This window comes from Rhizobium sp. BK176 (assembly GCF_024808055.1).
Genome location: NZ_JANUBV010000002.1, coordinates 192,901 through 207,650 on the forward strand (window position 1 = coordinate 192,901; position 14,750 = coordinate 207,650).

Consider the following 14,750-nt stretch of genomic DNA (forward strand, 5'->3'; position numbering starts at 1 on the left):
CGGAGAGACCGCGACACTTGACCCTTAGCCGGTATCGGCTTGGCGAGCGTCGCCGGCAGCGGCGTCACCTTGACCGGGAGGACCGGTAACCTGCCACTCGGCAAGCAGTTGCCGCGCCCGCTGTTCCGCCAGCTCGTCGATGCGCTCAAGAAACCGCTTCTTCGCATCTTCAAGCCCCATCGCAGCGTCATTCTCTTCCGCGGCCAGCTCGCGGTCGCGCGCGGTCTGCCGCTGCAGCTGATCGACCTTCTCCAGCGTGCGCACGATCAGCGACATCGCATCGGTCGCCGCCTTCAGATCGGCCCGCGCAAGCTTTGCCGCTGCCTCGTCGCCGCCTGAGCAAGTCGCTTCCGCAGCCCGTCGCAATTCGCGGAAAGCGATGAACTGGTCGCGCATCTCCGCCGTCATCTCGTTGAGCAGGACCCGCAGCTCCTCGGCAGGTGAGGCCGGACCGGACTTGATCTCAAGGAAATAGGCCTCAGCCGCCGCCCTCGCCTGGGCGTCATCCGCTTCATGATGCAGCAGATCGCCATAAGCACGTCTCTGCGGCCAGAAGCCGTAAAGCTCTGGTTCGAAACTCTCGATATCGATCATCGGGACCCTCGCTGACGGCTGCCTGGCGGCCAGAAATACAAAAGCCGGGTCGAACGCCCGGCTTGCAGATCCGGAAAGCTTGGGGCCAGCACTTCGCCGCGCCCGCAACTTTCCGACTATGCCATAACCCTATCAAGCGACCGTCACGCCGTCAAGGATTATTTTCCTATCTGCTGAAAATTTTCCGAAAGTACCGGCTGCTTGAGTTTTTCTGATTGGTCTGCCTCCATCAGCATGTGCTAATTTTAACGTCATGAACCAGGAAGAGCTCATTTCCTTTGCGCTCAGCCTGCCGGAGGCGGTGGAGAGCACGCATCATGGCACCCGCGATTTCCGCGTGCGCAGCAAGATATTCCTGACGATGCCGGAGCAGGACTACTGTGTCGTCCGCCTGACGCCGGACCAGCAGCATATGACGTTAGCGGTGGCGCCCGACGATACGGCCGCCGTCCCGGGCGGCTGGGGGCAGCGCGGCTCGACCCGGCTCTTCTACGGCAAGGCGAGCGACGAACTGGTGCAGGATCTGGTACGCAGGTCGTGGCAGAACGCGGCGCCGAAAACGCTGCAAAGACAGTTCGTTATCATCCCCTCCGGCTAAACTGATTCAACGGTAGCCGGTGGCGTCGGCGGGTTTGCCCGCCTCCATCACCTCTTCCATGTAGCGCCAGCAGTCCGGTCTGGAGCCGTCCAGGTCGTCAAAGCCGTAGACCTTCGCAAGCCCGCCGCTCGACAGCGACTGGCCGTTCCAACGCGCGCGTTCCGGATCGGCGGCAAGGGCTGCCACCGCCCGGCCAGTGAAGCGCGGCGTCTCGGAGATGACGAAATGCGGCTGCACTGATGTCGCGTCGCGCCAGTTCTCCTCGGTGACGCTGAAGATATCGAGCATCATTTCCGAACGCATCCAGCCGGGCGTCAACGCCACCGCGGTTGCGCCATGCGGGGCGAGATCCTTGGCGTGCGCCCAGGCCATGCGGATCACGCCCGTCTTGACGAGATCGTAATAGGGGCAGAGGCGGTAGTGGGTCGCGTTGTATTCGGCGGTGCCGTCGGTCAGTTCGACCAGCACCCCTCCGGGACGCTCGATCATCAGCGCCAGCGCAAAATGCGCGGTGATCAGATGCGTGTCGATCGCCAGCCGCAGCATGTGCAGCCCCTTGTCCAGCGAGTGCTCCCAGACCGGCTTGTTCCATTCCGTCAGGTGCTCGCCGCCCCAGATATCGTTGACCAGGATATCGAGCCAACCCTGTTCGCGGCGGATGCGCTCGACCAGCATCTCGACCTCGGCCGGCACGGTATGATCGACGCGAACGGCGATCCCCTCCCCGCCCGCAGCGGTCACCATCTCCGCCGTCTCCTCGATCGTCTCCGGGCGGCCATATTCCGACTGCTGTGCCCGCGTCGTGCGGCCGGTAACGTAGACGGTGGCGCCGGCGGCGCCGAGTTCCACGGCAATGCCGCGACCGGCACCGCGCGTGCCGCCGGCCACGAGGGCAATCTTTCCTGAAAGCACTGCCATTGCTTGTCCTCCACACCAGAGCACGCCACTGGATTTTCACCATTCAGCTTGAATATAAACGAACGTTCGTTCATATTCATCGTGAACGCAAGAGGAAACTTCATGCCGCGCCCCCGCACGCTTTCGGACGAACAGCTTCTCGACATGGTGCTCGGGCTCGTCCATGCGGAAGGCCCCGATGCGGCAAGCTTCGGCGCGGTGGCGAAGATCAGCGGTCTCTCGGGCTCGACGTTGGTGCAGCGCTTCGGCACCAAGGCAGCAATGCTGCGGGCCTGCCTGTTGCGTGCCTGGGACCGGCTGGACATGGAAACGGCCCGGCTGGTCCAGTCTGTTCCCCAAACGCCCGAGGGCGCCATCGACCTGCTCGCCGGACTTTCCAAGGATTACGGCGAGGATGCCGCATCTTACGCGGAAGGCCTGCTCGTCCTTAGGGAGGATCTGCGCGATCCCGCGTTGCGCGCCCGCGGCGCGGCCTGGGGAAAGACACTGGCCACAGCGCTCGACCGATGCCTCGGCGCCCAAGGTAAAACTCGTGTTGGACGGCTGATGCTCTCCCAATGGCAGGGCTGCCTGCTCTGGTGGGGTTTCGAGCCACAGGGCTCGATCGAGGACTATGTGCGCGGCGAGCTAAGGCGATTTCTTAGCTCGCTCACCTAGCTCGGTGCTACTTGGCAGTCTCCGGCGCCTGCGCTTGCACTTCGTCGCCCACCGTCAGCGGCCAATCCACCACGTAATCCTCGAAGTCGTCGACCTTGACCTCGGTTTCGCTGATCGTCCGGCCTCGCGCCGAAATACCGGCGGCATGCACGGTCTCGGGATCGCCCGACACCAGCGGATGCCACCAGTAGAGATCGCGGCCCTCGTTGATCAGCCGGTAACCGCAGGTCGGCGGCAGCCAGGCGATCTCGTCGACGTTTTCCTTGGTGAGCTGGACGCAATCGGGCACGAAGTCCCACCGGTTCTCGTAGGACGAACAGCGACAGCTTTGATCGTCGAGCAGCTTGCAGCGGATCGAGGTGAAGTAGATATCGCCGCTATCCCACTCCTCGAGTTTGTTGAGACAACAGAGGCCACAGCCGTCACATACGCTCTCCCATTCGGCCATCGTCATCTCGGCGAGCGTCTTCGTCTTCCAGAAGGGTATTTCGTCCATCATTCCGTTCTTGCAACAGCTCCGCGCAAAATCGCGTGAGAGCTTCCATTTCTCTTGTTCTTGTCAGGCAAATCAACCAATGATTCACCAAGCTCCGGTTACTCCGGGGCACTGTCGGCAGATTTGCCATAGTCCGGCGTCAGGTTCGTCCGGCGTCGAACTGATCGGGCGGGAATATAAGACGTGACGGATCCGGACAATCCAGAAAAACGGCCGCGCAAGCAACGCCACCTGCTTTTGAAGATCGACTCGTGGATCGATTCGACCATCTGGAACGCCGGTTTCCGCTCCGCCGAGATCTGGGAAGACATCACCATCTTCTTCCGCCGCTTCCGCGTTCGCGGCTGGAAGCGCATCGTCTTCGAACTGGCCGGCGAAGGTCTGACATGGGGCTCCGTCGGCGCCGTGCTGATGCTTGCCCTTGCCCAGCCTGCCTTCGAGGCTACCAAGGAAGATTGGCGCAATCGCGGCGACTACGCCGTTACCTTCCTCGATCGCTATGGCAACGTCATCGGCCATCGCGGCGTCATCCACCAGAATTCCGTGCCGATCGACGAGTTGCCTGACGCGCTGATCAAATCGGTGCTTGCAACCGAGGACCGGCGCTTCTTCGACCATTTCGGCATCGACGTCATCGGCCTCTTCCGTGCGGTTGTGACCAACGCCCAGGCCGGCGAAGTCGTGCAGGGCGGTTCGACGCTCACGCAGCAACTCGCCAAGAACCTGTTCCTTTCCAACGAACGCTCGATCGACCGAAAGATCACCGAAGCCTTCCTGGCGCTGTGGCTCGAAGCCAACCTTTCCAAGAAGGAGATCCTCTCCACCTATCTCGACCGCGCCTATATGGGTGGCGGCACGTTCGGTGCGGCGGCGGCGGCGCAGTTCTATTTTGGCAAGAGCATCACCGACGTCAATCTGGCCGAATCCGCCATGCTCGCCGGCCTGTTCAAGGCGCCGGCCAAATACGCGCCGCACGTCAACCTGCCGGCAGCGCGCGGCCGCGCCAACGAGGTGCTGACCAACCTCGTGCAAAGCGGGTTGATGACCGAGGGCCAGGTGATCGCCGCCCGACGCAACCCGGCGACAGTCGTCGACCGCAACCAGGTGGAATCGCCCGACTTCTTCCTCGACTGGGCCTTCGACGAGGTGATGCGACTATCGCCGCGCTTCCACCAGCATTCGCTCGTCGTTCGGACCACGATCGACATGGGCCTGCAGAGCGCGGCCGAAGATTCCGTCGAGACGTCGCTGCGTGAATATGGCGAGAGCTACCACGCCAAGCAGGGCGCGATGGTCGTGCTCGAGAACGGTGGCGCTGTGCGCGCCATGGTCGGCGGCCGTGATTATGGCGAGAGCCAGTTCAATCGCGCCACCAAGGCGCTGCGCCAGCCGGGCTCGTCGTTCAAGGTCTATACCTATTCGGTGGCGATGGAGAGCGGCATGACGCCGGATACCATCGTCGTCGATGCGCCGATCTACTGGGGCAACTGGAGCCCGCACAACTACGCCAACAAATATGCCGGCCGCGTCACCATCGCGACCGCCATCGCCCAGTCGATCAACACCATTCCGGTGCGGCTTGCCAAGGAGAAGCTCGGAATCCAGCCGATCCGCGCCATGGCGAAGAACCTCGGCGTGGAATCGCCGGTGCGTGACGACGTGACCATCCCGATCGGCACCTCCGAGGTGACCGTGCTCGACCAGGCGACCGCCTATGCCGTCTTCCCGGCAGGCGGCTACCAGTCTCGCCGCCACGGCATCACCCAGGTCCTCGACTACGGCGGCGACGTTCTCTACGACTTCGACCGTGACGAGCCGCCCGCCAAGCGGGTGCTCTCCGAAAAGGCCGATACCTACATGAACCAGATGCTGTCGCGGGTGCCCTATGTCGGCACGGCGCGAAAGGCCGCGCTCGACAACGGCATCCTCACCGCCGGCAAGACCGGCACGACGCAGGCTTATCGTGACGCCTGGTTCATCGGCTATACCGGCAACTACACGGCCGCCGTCTGGTTCGGCAACGACGACTACACCTCGACCAACAAGATGACCGGCGGCTCGCTGCCCGCCATGACCTTCAAGCGCGCCATGGATTATGCCCATCAGGGCATCACGCTTCGGCAGATCCCCGGCACGCAGCCGCTGCCGCCCGACAAGAACGCCAAGACCGTTGCCGCAGCCAAGCCGGAGGAAGGCAGCCCGGCTCCCCTCGTTCGTCCGCGGATGCTCTCGGTCGAGTCAACCCGCATTATCAAGGATCTTGGGCAAGCGCTGAAGACGGCCCCGCCGCTGGCGGCGCAGAAGGTGGCGAGCGCCGACTGAGATCCACTGGCTTGACCTTAGCCGCCGCCGGACAATCCGGAACACGCGTCTTGCGCATTGGGGCCTAGTGTCGGCGTCGCACTTCAATCTGGCGGCGAAAGTGAAGATATGCGATATTCGCGCCCGGGACGGTTGCCAACACTCAGGCAAACGCCAGAGCGAGCATTTCATCGCTAGCCATTGACGTTTCGATGGCGGGTGGGCCTCTCGTCACCCTATGGCGAGCAATCAGAGCTGCATTCACACAACTCAGCATATCCCGCTGTGGCGGCGTCGTGCCGCGCAGTTTCACAAACTCAGATCGTCACAGGCATGAGGGCACCCTTTTGCTGTGAGAAAACAATCGCGATTAGATCAGTGAAACGGAGGGCATCAATCATGAGTAGCACGAGAAACCTTTGCTTTGGTCTGCTGGCTTCCGCGTTGGCGACCGCGCTGGCCCCGCCAGCAGTTGCGCAGCAACAGCAGCCAAAGCCGAACATTGTCGTCATCATGGGTGACGATGTCGGCTGGTTCAACCTAGGCGCCTATCACCGCGGAATCATGTCCGGAAAGACCCCTAACCTCGACAAGCTGGCGTCTGAGGGCATGATGTTCACCGACTATTATGCGGAGGCGAGTTGCACTGCCGGCCGGGCGAGCTTCATCACCGGGGAAATTCCTTTGCGGACCGGCCTGACGACCGTCGGCCAGGCGGGCGCCGATGTCGGCATGCCCGACAAAGCTGCCACCCTGGCCACCGTGCTGAAGGCCGAAGGATACGCTACCGGCCAATTTGGAAAGAACCATCTTGGCGATCTGAACAAGTATCTGCCGACGCTGCATGGCTTCGATGAATTCTTTGGCTACCTCTATCACCTCGATGCGATGTCAGACCCCTATTGGTATTCGTTTCCTAATGACCAATCGTACCGAGATAAATTCGGGCCGCGCAATTTGGTCCACAGCTTTGCAACGGACACTGACGATACAAGCGAGCTGCCCCGTTGGGGCAAGGTCGGCAAGCAGCGGATCATAGACGAGGGTCCCCTCGCACCATATCCCGACATGTCCAACGTCCCGAACATGCATGACATAGTACCCAAGGCCAAGTACGACATGGGCACATTCGACGAAGTGCTGGTCAAGGCTTCGTGCGACTTCATGGACAAGGCCAAGACCGACGGAAAGCCGTTTTTTGTCTGGCACAACACGACGCGCATGCATGTCTGGACCTATCTGTCGCCCAAGTACCAGGCCCTCATGAACAGCGACACCAACTATGGTCTTGAGGAAGCCGGCGTGGCGCAGCTCGACGACAGTGTCGGCGCCCTCATGAAATGTGTCGAAGACGCAGGCCAAGCCGATAACACCATCGTCGTTTTCACGACCGACAATGGGGCGGAGGTCTTTACCTGGCCGGACGGTGGCATGACGCCATTCAAGGGCACCAAAGGCACAGTCATGGAGGGAGGCTTCCGCGCGCCGGCCATCATCCGCTGGACGGGGAAGGTCAAGCCGGGATCAGTCGAGAACGGCATTTTCTCGGCCCTGGATTGGTTTCCGACGCTAGCGGCAGCAGCCGGCAATACCGAGATCACCGACCAGTTGCTCAAGGGTGTGAAGCTCGGCGACAAGACCTACAAGAACCATCTTGATGGCTACAATCAGTTGGACTTGTTGCTGGGCAAATCACCCTCCGCACGACATGAATTCTTCTACTTCGGTGGCCCTGCCCTGGGGGCAGTTCGCCTCGATAACTTCAAGTTCCAGTTCTTCCAACAGCCGCAGGGCTGGCCCGGCGGCAAGGTAACGACTGACATGCCCACCATGGTCAACATCCGTCAGGATCCGTTCGAGCGGACACCATCGATTGGTCAGCAAAGCCTCAATGATCAAGGTGGAGGCTACATGAACGACTTCTTTGCGCGCGAGTTCTGGCGGTTCGTCAGCGTTCAGCAGGAAGTCGCCAAGCTTGCTCTCACGGCGGTCGACTATCCCCCGATGCAGGATCCGGCCTCGTTCAATCTGGATGCTGTAAAGCGGCAGATCGACGCTGCGATCAAAAACAAGCCGGGCAACTGATCGACCCTGCTCAAAAGGACGGGTGGCCCCAATCAGGCTACCCGTCTGTATCCGAGCAGACCGGACGGCATCCGCGAGCACCCATTTCTTGTCAAGGAATTCCTTGGTCGGGCCACAGGCGCGGAACATCAGCTCGAACTTCCTTTTCGGATCAGTCGGGACCCAGTTGGCCTCTTTGCCTTTCGGCGCGCCTAGGGACCAAAATAGAGATCGATGGAACCGTCCGCTTTCCGTGGACAGTCATGTCCGTGTCGTCCACCTCGACGCCGTCGTTCACAAGAAGGATGAGGGCTCGATGGAGGTGGAGATCGCCACTTACCACTTGTTGACTCACCCGCAGTTGAACAATAATTTGCTAACTCAGTCGTTAGGCTTGTCCTCACATGACGGATCAATCTCTTCAGCGTCGCCTTGCCGCCATCGTCGTTGCCGATGTGGTGGGATTTTCACGCCTGATGGAGGCTGATGAAGTCGCAACGCTGGCGAGCCTCAAGGAACTTCGTTCTGGCGTCATCGAGCCGGCGGTGATGCGTAACAACGGTCGCATCTTCAAGGTCATGGGCGACGGATTCCTAATCGAATTCAGTAGCGCGGTGCACGCGGTCGCTGCAGCATTGGAAATGCAGCGGGCCACCTCTGCTGTTTCCGGTGACCGGCGCTTGCTTTTGCGTGTAGGCGTCAATCTGGGAGATGTCGTTGACGACGGTTCAGACGTCCTCGGCGACGGCGTCAATGTCGCGGCGCGCCTCGAGACGCAGGCCGCACCGGGAGGTATCTGCATTTCAGCCAACGTTCACGGCGAGATTGTCGGCAAGATCGGCGATCGGTTCTTTGATGGAGGCGAACGCTACCTGAAGAACCTGACCCGCCCGGTCCACGTGTGGCATTGGCCGGATGCGCTGCAGAGCATGTTGCCGCTGCCCGAGTGTCCCTCGATCGCTGTATTGCCTTTCACGAATACGAGTGGGGATGAAGCGGACGCGCCTTTCGTCGACGGCTTGACCGAAGACCTCATCATCGACCTTTCCCGTACGGCTGGCCTGTTCGTCATCGCGCGCAATTCCGTGAACGGCTACAAGGGCAAGCCGGTTGATGTACGGTTGGTCGCCCAGGAGCTCGGCGTCCGCTACATCCTTGAGGGGAGCGCCAGACGTGCAATGGGCCGTGTCCGTATCAATGCCAAATTGATCGACGCGCTTGGCGGCCAGCAATTGTGGGCCGACCGGTTTGACAGGACGGTGGAAGATGTTTTCGAACTACAGGATGAAGTTAACGCCAAGATTGTTGAAGCCCTCGTCGGCCGGCTGACCATCCCGGCGCAGCGTAATCGGCCGAAGAACTTTGAGGCCTACGATCTATGCGTGCGCGCCCGCCGCCTGACGGAAGAATCGCCGCAAACCGAGCGTGAGGCCTATATGCTGCTCCAACGCGCGGTTGAGCTCGAGCCATCATATGCTGAGGCCCTCGGCCTGCTCGCCTATAACCGTTGGCTTGCCTGGACTCATTTCGGCGAGCCCGAAGATCCTAACCGTCGGATGGCGGCGACGTTCGCACAGGAGGCGGTCGAACTAGATCCCAACGATGCCGGCTGCCGTTACGTTCTGGGGACCATTTTGGCTTATGAGCAGCGATGGGAAGAATCGGAGGCCGCCTTCGCCAAGGCCCTGGAGCTGGACCCCAACCACGCCGACACCTGGGCCGCCATGTCGGACGTGTCCGTGCTGGACGGCAGGGTTGCCGACGGACTAGCGCAGATCGAAAAAGCTCTGCGGCTCAATCCCCATCCAACCTGCTGGTATCTCTGTCATCTCGGGCAGGCGCAATACGCCGCGCGTGACTATGAGGCGGCAGCCGCTACACTCCGCAGGGAAGACACGTATCGTACCAACTCACGCAAATTCCTGGCTGCGACGCTTGCGCAGTTGGGCCACCGTGAAGAGGCGCGACGAGAAGCAGAATTGTTCCTGATCGCCCACCCTCATTTCACGATCAGCCATTGGCTCAACTCCCAGCCGCTACGCGATGCATCTGTACGAGACCACTTTGTCGACGGCTTCCGAAGGGCCGGCCTGCCGGAACGGTGACAACAGGTGGCCCGAACGGGCCGCCCGTCAGCGCTCTTGGGTCTGCGCATGCATTACCGCAAAGCATCCGGCAGGCGTTGGCAAAACTTCGGCGGAAAGGGCGCCGCCTCAGGGAACGCCCGTCGCTGCCCGCTTCTCCAGTGCCTTTCTGATCGCCGTATGGCTGCTCTCATTTCGCTGCACCATCAGCGACGTTGCCGCTGCGCTTGCCTTGTCGGGATGGCCCGCGTCAAACGGGGGTGAAGGATCATATTCGATCCCCAGCTGAATGGCCTGGGCGACCTCGGGCCCGGCGACTTCCGCAACGACACTGAAAGCGAAATCGATCCCCGCCGTGACACCGCCTGAGGTGACAACGTTGCCATCGCGCACAATACGCCCTTCTTCGTGGATCGCGCCGACCAGTGGAAGCAGGTCGACATAGGCCCAATGCGTCGTCGCCCGCCGCCCCTCCAGCAATCCGGCTGCGCCGAGCAGAAAGGCGCCGGTGCAGACCGACGTTACGTAGGTTGCCTGCCTCCCCTGCCGCCCAACGAAATCGACCAGTTCGGAATCCGCAAGCGCCTCCATGACGCCGGAGCCACCCGGCACGCAAAGCAAGTCGAGCGCGGGGCAAGTCTCAAATGTGTCGGTCGGCAAGAAAGCAAGACCGCGATCACTCGAAATCGGCTGCAAGGTCTTTGCGACAACGTGGGCCTTAACGTCAGGGAATTTGCTTGGGACTGAAAGCGAGGGCGGAGTTCCGAGCCTGCTCAAGACCTCGAACGGCCCGGTGAAGTCAAGCTGCGTAATCCCGGGAAAGATCACGAAGCCGAGGTTGAAATCGGACATGCTGCATTCTCCCCCCATAGGTACATACAATGGCGATCATAGCACTCTACACACGCCTGCAACCGCGGAGAATTAACCGCTCCCCAGCCATGACATTTGGTGCGCCAGGGCAACCGCGCCCACGCCAGACCGTTCGAAGAGGGCCCGACACTCACCGCCACGGTCGGGCGGCCCCGTCTGTGTTAGACCCGCGCACAGGAGATGAAGAGACCAAGTCCCCATTTTGCGAACCTGAATCCATTGGTCATGCATCCATCCTCCAAGCGAGGTGAGCCATCCGCATGCCTTGAACGACACTATTTGTCCACGCGGACGACATCCGCCAGTACCCATTTCTTGTCAAAGAACTCCTTGGTCGGGCCATAGGCGCGGAACATCAGCTCGAACCTCCTTTTCGGATCCGTCGGGACCCAGTTCGCCTCTTTGCCTTTCGGCGCCTTGGGACCAAAATAGAGATCGATGGAACCGTTGCCGTTCTTGGCAAGCTCGGGAATTTGCGACGAGCGGCTGGCACGCGACACGTTCTTGATCAAGGCGTGCGTCTGCCGGTCATAGGCCGTCACCGACCAGTACTGCTGAACAGGGACATGCGGCGGGACGTTCAGCCGATAGGTGGCGCGACCGTCGAACTCGCGGCCATCCTTGTCGCGGATCGAGATCGAATAGAATTGCCCCGCGCCAAGCCGTTTGAGACCGATATAGGCGTAGCTGTAGGCGACGCCGCGATGATCGACCGGATAGGCATTTTCCTCGTCGAAGCCACGTCCGCCCGCCTGGATCAGGTCCGGATAGGTTGGAAAGGTCCAGCGGCTCTTGTCGCTGAAGAACGGTGGAAATCCGGCATCATACTTTGCTTCGAGCAGCAACTGCGCGTCCTTCATGCCCTTGCTCAGCAGCGATTTCATATGCTGATCCGGTTCGAACGGTTTGCCCTTCTCGATACCGAGGGATTTCAGCTGGTCGATCATCACGCGATCGCGCACGATCCATGGTTCTTCCTGAACGACGCGGTTGAGGTTCTCGAAGAAGCTCGTATCCCATTTGATCGTGGAATCGAACAGAACATCCTTTACGTCGCTGAAGACCGTTTCCGGCGGATTGCCGGAGGCCGACAGCGGATAGATTTTCAGCTTCTTGCCATATTCGATTGAAGCCTGAACATCCGCATCGGCGTGGCTCGGAAGGTTGGAGCGAAGCAGCATGTAGCCGCCGTCCACCTCAGACTGAAGCGGAATGAACCCGTCCGGAAGCTTTTCCTTGTAGCCCGGCGGCAGCACCACGAACTTCCCGCCCTTGCCCTTGTCGATGCCGAGCAGGCCGGCATCCTCCAAAGGCAACTGCCATGCCGTAACGATGTTGGCGTTGAAGGATGCTTTGGCCTCCGCAGGCGGCAGATCCAGAACCACCGGGCCATCCTTGGTGGTGAAGAACACCATGAAGTAGAGCGCGTCCGGATTGGGGGTCAGGGTCTGGTTCCGCCAATCCAGCGGGCGACCCCAGTAGATGACCTGGCCCACCTTCCCCGGTGTCTTGGCCAGCATTTCCTGGCGCATCAGGTCATAGTTGACCACAGGCATACCCCAGACGACCGCCTGCACGGCCTTTCGCTCGATCTCCCTGTCGAACACCTGCTGCGTGGTTCGGTCCGCTGCAATGGCAGGAACCCCAAGCAGCAACAGGCACAGCAACGCGACGAATCTCATGGCGTCATTCCTCCAGCACATGTTGCGGGTGACGGATGTTGCCATCTATCCCCGCGCGGTCGTGACGACCCGATCCGCTATTGCATTGCCTTTGGGAACTGCCACTTTCCGTCCAGGATATCGGCGCTCGGCCGATACAGGCGAACCATGTAGTTCCAGCCTTCTGTTATCGGCAGGCAGTTGGCGGTCTTTCCGTCACATCCGCCGAACTGAACATGCACGGAGCCGTCATCGTCCTTCTTGGCGGTGACATTGTTGAGCGTGTAGGCGTTCAGCTTGTTCGGCTGGTAATAGCCTTTCTCGTTGTAGACGCTGATGGACCAGAATCCTTCAACTGGCACATCCTTGACCTCGAGCTTGTAGATGGTTTTGCCGTCGTTCTTCTCGGGCGTGACATTGAGATAGGTCGCATCCTTCTGTGGATTTCCGCCCCAGGCCGAAGCTGCGCCGATAAGGCGTCGAACCGGGTCAACGTCTTCCTTCGTCCCAAACATCCGGTTTGTGTCAGGCAGCGTGGCAGCCAGTTCCAGCAGCGCCTTTCTCACTTTCGTCTGGCTTGCCTGATCCCAATGGGGAACCTCGAAACTGCCAGGTGACTTCTGTTCCACCTTGATCGCGTCCTGGAGGGCATGCGCCTGTTTTACGTCTTCGGCGTCATGCGGATTTACAAGCGTCCGAACGGCGACAACCACATATCGCGTTCCGATCTTGTCCTTGACGAGGGTGTAACTCCCCGGTTCGTAAATGACATCATGCGTGTACTGATCTTCATCGATGACCTGCATCGACATGAAGCGCTTGCCGGCGCCCGGAAGTGTTACCGTTACTGGCCCGGCACCGAGATCGAAGACAGCGGCCGAATAGAGCGTGTCGCGGTTTGTCCGGATGACGAGCTGATGATCGATCGGACTGAGTTCGCGATGATGCTTGAACTTTGCGAAACCGTCGTCCTTGACGATGTTCCCGAAATAGAGATCAGATTCAGCCCGCGGGAAGTTGTCGGGCGTCACCGGAACGGCGTCCTTGGTAGCGGCCTGCGCGAGAACGCCGTTGGTGCCCAGCACCAAAAGCAACGCCGTGATGACTGCCTGCTGCCCCATATGTCAGTTCCTCCATTGGTTCTTCACTCGGAGCAAGCCTTCCACCGAGATAAGGGAATTGGAAGTACGTTACGGTAAATTCGACGCAACAACCTCAAGGGACCATTCAGCCACGCCGCGCAAGGGCAGCCCGCCAGTTCGTTTTGGCTGGGATATGCCGCCCCGTTCCGCCTGCGGCATTCCGCATAGCTAGAATCAGTGGTAACCCTTTCAACTGATTTGTTTCTCAAGGGCGCATAGTGTTTCGGTTTCCTCTCTTCATAGCGATGACGCTGATTATCGCCTTTGGTGGCGGGATCATGATTTCGCTCTACGCGCTGAACGCGACGGCCGGTTTCGGCGCGATCAAGCTCGGCGCCTGGGAGGCTTTTCCCGAACTGCAAACAGAAAGCGCCGACCCCTATGCGAAGTCGCACCGGGCGCGTGCCGGGCGCCTGCTTTATGGAAATGCCGAAGGCCTGATGTTCACCGCCAAGGTCGACGATAACGGCGACCGGCTGAACGCCGCCTGCAGCTACCGCATTACGGGACAGACGCCGCCCGCCCGTATCTGGACGCTGTTTACTGCCGACAACAGCGGCAACCCGGCGTCGCTGCGACCTGGGCTTCCGGGTGCGATGAATTCCTGGACGGTACTGCGGCAGGCCGACAGCAGCTTTACGGTCGAGATATCAGCGCATGCGCGCCCTGGAAACTGGCTGGCGCTGCCGGCCGCGGGCACCTTCCAACTCGTCCTGACCCTGTTCGATACCCCGACCGCCGGCAGCTCCGGTGTCATCGACCTTGCGATGCCCAAGCTAGAGAAGACCGGGTGCGGTAATGCTTAGGATCTTGTTCGCCATCCTTGCGGGACTTTTCGGGGCGGCGCTGCTGCACCTGGTGATCATCCTGTCACTGCCGCACTTTACCGGCAAGGACGCCGCGACCCGCGTCGCCTCCGAGGGCGACCTCGACAAGTTCTACCTGCTTGGCGCCACCGATGACGCCGCGGGCCTTTCCAACGACGATCCCTTTGTCCGCACCGCCGTCTGCTCGTTCGACATCGAGGAGGCGCCGGTTCGGCTGACCGCCAGAGGCAACGTGCCGTTCTGGTCGATCGCACTCTATGATGGCGCGTCGAACGAGGTCTTCAGTATGAATGACAGGACGTCGGTGGGAGGCGCGCTCGATATTCTGATCGGAACGCCGATCCAGCTGACCGAGCTTCGCAAGGCTTTGCCGCCGGATCTGCAAAAGACCATTCTCGTGGAAAGCCCTCGCTCAGAGGGCTATGCGGTGTTGAGGACGTTGGCGCCCCAGACGAGCTTCGATGCAGCCGCGCGCAACTTCCTCGCGGAGGCCGGCTGCGACGAATATGCCGGCTCCTCGAACTGAAGCAATCTA

General features: G+C 60.7%; 13 protein-coding genes and 1 pseudogene. 7 read left to right on the forward strand and 7 right to left on the reverse strand.

Features of this window, described 5'->3' with window-relative positions; all coding sequences use genetic code 11:
- Positions 1-24: 24 nt before the first annotated feature.
- Positions 25-594: a hypothetical protein gene (locus FHT76_RS10235; protein WP_183859608.1), complete on the reverse strand. Its 570-nt coding sequence runs from the start codon at positions 592-594 to the stop codon at positions 25-27.
- A gap of 253 nt (positions 595-847) precedes the next feature.
- Here FHT76_RS10235 and FHT76_RS10240 point away from each other — a divergent pair, with 253 nt between their 5' ends.
- Positions 848-1,192 (forward strand): MmcQ/YjbR family DNA-binding protein, encoded by a 345-nt coding sequence (locus tag FHT76_RS10240; protein ID WP_183859610.1) that lies wholly within the window; start codon positions 848-850, stop codon positions 1,190-1,192.
- Between the two features lie 6 nt (positions 1,193-1,198).
- Here FHT76_RS10240 and FHT76_RS10245 read toward each other — a convergent pair whose 3' ends face one another.
- On the reverse strand, positions 1,199-2,110 hold the full coding sequence (locus tag FHT76_RS10245; RefSeq protein ID WP_259126772.1) for an SDR family oxidoreductase: 912 nt from the start codon (positions 2,108-2,110) through the stop codon (positions 1,199-1,201).
- Between the two features lie 102 nt (positions 2,111-2,212).
- On the opposite strand from FHT76_RS10245, the gene FHT76_RS10250 reads away from it, so the two are divergent.
- Positions 2,213-2,767: a TetR family transcriptional regulator gene (locus FHT76_RS10250; protein ID WP_183859630.1), complete on the forward strand. Its 555-nt coding sequence runs from the start codon at positions 2,213-2,215 to the stop codon at positions 2,765-2,767.
- Positions 2,768-2,774: 7 nt separating this feature from the next.
- Here the strand turns inward: FHT76_RS10250 and FHT76_RS10255 are convergent, their stop codons facing one another.
- Positions 2,775-3,263, reverse strand: a complete 489-nt coding sequence (locus FHT76_RS10255) for a YcgN family cysteine cluster protein (RefSeq protein ID WP_183860723.1) — start codon at positions 3,261-3,263, stop codon at positions 2,775-2,777.
- Between the two features lie 183 nt (positions 3,264-3,446).
- Here FHT76_RS10255 and FHT76_RS10260 point away from each other — a divergent pair, with 183 nt between their 5' ends.
- Both FHT76_RS10260 and FHT76_RS10265 read left to right on the forward strand, forming a co-directional pair.
- Complete coding sequence (locus FHT76_RS10260; RefSeq protein WP_183859632.1) at positions 3,447-5,585, forward strand: transglycosylase domain-containing protein; 2,139 nt, start codon at positions 3,447-3,449, stop codon at positions 5,583-5,585.
- A 378-nt stretch (positions 5,586-5,963) separates the two neighbouring features.
- Positions 5,964-7,649, forward strand: coding sequence for an arylsulfatase (locus tag FHT76_RS10265; protein WP_183859634.1), 1,686 nt, complete (start codon positions 5,964-5,966; stop codon positions 7,647-7,649).
- Between the two features lie 57 nt (positions 7,650-7,706).
- Here the strand turns inward: FHT76_RS10265 and FHT76_RS10270 are convergent.
- A pseudogene (locus tag FHT76_RS10270) lies at positions 7,707-7,882 on the reverse strand (DUF1214 domain-containing protein); the annotation flags it as partial.
- A 150-nt stretch (positions 7,883-8,032) separates the two neighbouring features.
- Between FHT76_RS10270 and FHT76_RS10275 the strand changes: the two are divergent.
- Entirely contained in the window at positions 8,033-9,733 is a 1,701-nt protein-coding gene (locus tag FHT76_RS10275; RefSeq protein ID WP_183859636.1) for an adenylate/guanylate cyclase domain-containing protein, read from the forward strand.
- A gap of 108 nt (positions 9,734-9,841) precedes the next feature.
- On the opposite strand, the gene FHT76_RS10280 is transcribed toward FHT76_RS10275, so the two are convergent.
- The 3 genes from FHT76_RS10280 to FHT76_RS10290 all read right to left on the reverse strand — a co-directional run bounded on the left by FHT76_RS10280 (position 9,842) and on the right by FHT76_RS10290 (position 13,367).
- Positions 9,842-10,564, reverse strand: a complete 723-nt coding sequence (locus tag FHT76_RS10280) for a DJ-1/PfpI family protein (RefSeq protein WP_183859638.1) — start codon at positions 10,562-10,564, stop codon at positions 9,842-9,844.
- A gap of 296 nt (positions 10,565-10,860) precedes the next feature.
- Positions 10,861-12,267, reverse strand: a complete 1,407-nt coding sequence (locus FHT76_RS10285) for a DUF1254 domain-containing protein (RefSeq protein WP_183859640.1) — start codon at positions 12,265-12,267, stop codon at positions 10,861-10,863.
- A gap of 77 nt (positions 12,268-12,344) precedes the next feature.
- Complete coding sequence (locus FHT76_RS10290; RefSeq protein ID WP_259126768.1) at positions 12,345-13,367, reverse strand: DUF1254 domain-containing protein; 1,023 nt, start codon at positions 13,365-13,367, stop codon at positions 12,345-12,347.
- A 239-nt stretch (positions 13,368-13,606) separates the two neighbouring features.
- Here FHT76_RS10290 and FHT76_RS10295 point away from each other — a divergent pair, with 239 nt between their 5' ends.
- Positions 13,607-14,194 (forward strand): DUF1214 domain-containing protein, encoded by a 588-nt coding sequence (locus FHT76_RS10295; RefSeq protein WP_183751860.1) that lies wholly within the window; start codon positions 13,607-13,609, stop codon positions 14,192-14,194.
- Entirely contained in the window at positions 14,187-14,741 is a 555-nt protein-coding gene (locus tag FHT76_RS10300; protein ID WP_016553271.1) for a DUF1254 domain-containing protein, read from the forward strand. Before FHT76_RS10295 ends, FHT76_RS10300 begins: the two co-directional genes overlap by 8 nt.
- The last annotated feature ends 9 nt before the right edge of the window (positions 14,742-14,750 follow it).

Coding starts and splice junctions, on each gene's coding strand:
- FHT76_RS10250 (WP_183859630.1), top strand. CDS start 2,213: ATGCCGCGCCCCCGCACGCTTTCGGACGAACAGCTTCTCGACATGGTG.
- FHT76_RS10290 (WP_259126768.1), bottom strand. CDS start 13,367: ATGGGGCAGCAGGCAGTCATCACGGCGTTGCTTTTGGTGCTGGGCACC.
- FHT76_RS10265 (WP_183859634.1), top strand. CDS start 5,964: ATGAGTAGCACGAGAAACCTTTGCTTTGGTCTGCTGGCTTCCGCGTTG.
- FHT76_RS10285 (WP_183859640.1), bottom strand. CDS start 12,267: ATGAGATTCGTCGCGTTGCTGTGCCTGTTGCTGCTTGGGGTTCCTGCC.
- FHT76_RS10240 (WP_183859610.1), top strand. CDS start 848: ATGAACCAGGAAGAGCTCATTTCCTTTGCGCTCAGCCTGCCGGAGGCG.
- FHT76_RS10300 (WP_016553271.1), top strand. CDS start 14,187: ATGCTTAGGATCTTGTTCGCCATCCTTGCGGGACTTTTCGGGGCGGCG.
- FHT76_RS10275 (WP_183859636.1), top strand. CDS start 8,033: ATGACGGATCAATCTCTTCAGCGTCGCCTTGCCGCCATCGTCGTTGCC.
- FHT76_RS10280 (WP_183859638.1), bottom strand. CDS start 10,564: ATGTCCGATTTCAACCTCGGCTTCGTGATCTTTCCCGGGATTACGCAG.
- FHT76_RS10235 (WP_183859608.1), bottom strand. CDS start 594: ATGATCGATATCGAGAGTTTCGAACCAGAGCTTTACGGCTTCTGGCCG.
- FHT76_RS10245 (WP_259126772.1), bottom strand. CDS start 2,110: ATGGCAGTGCTTTCAGGAAAGATTGCCCTCGTGGCCGGCGGCACGCGC.
- FHT76_RS10255 (WP_183860723.1), bottom strand. CDS start 3,263: ATGGACGAAATACCCTTCTGGAAGACGAAGACGCTCGCCGAGATGACG.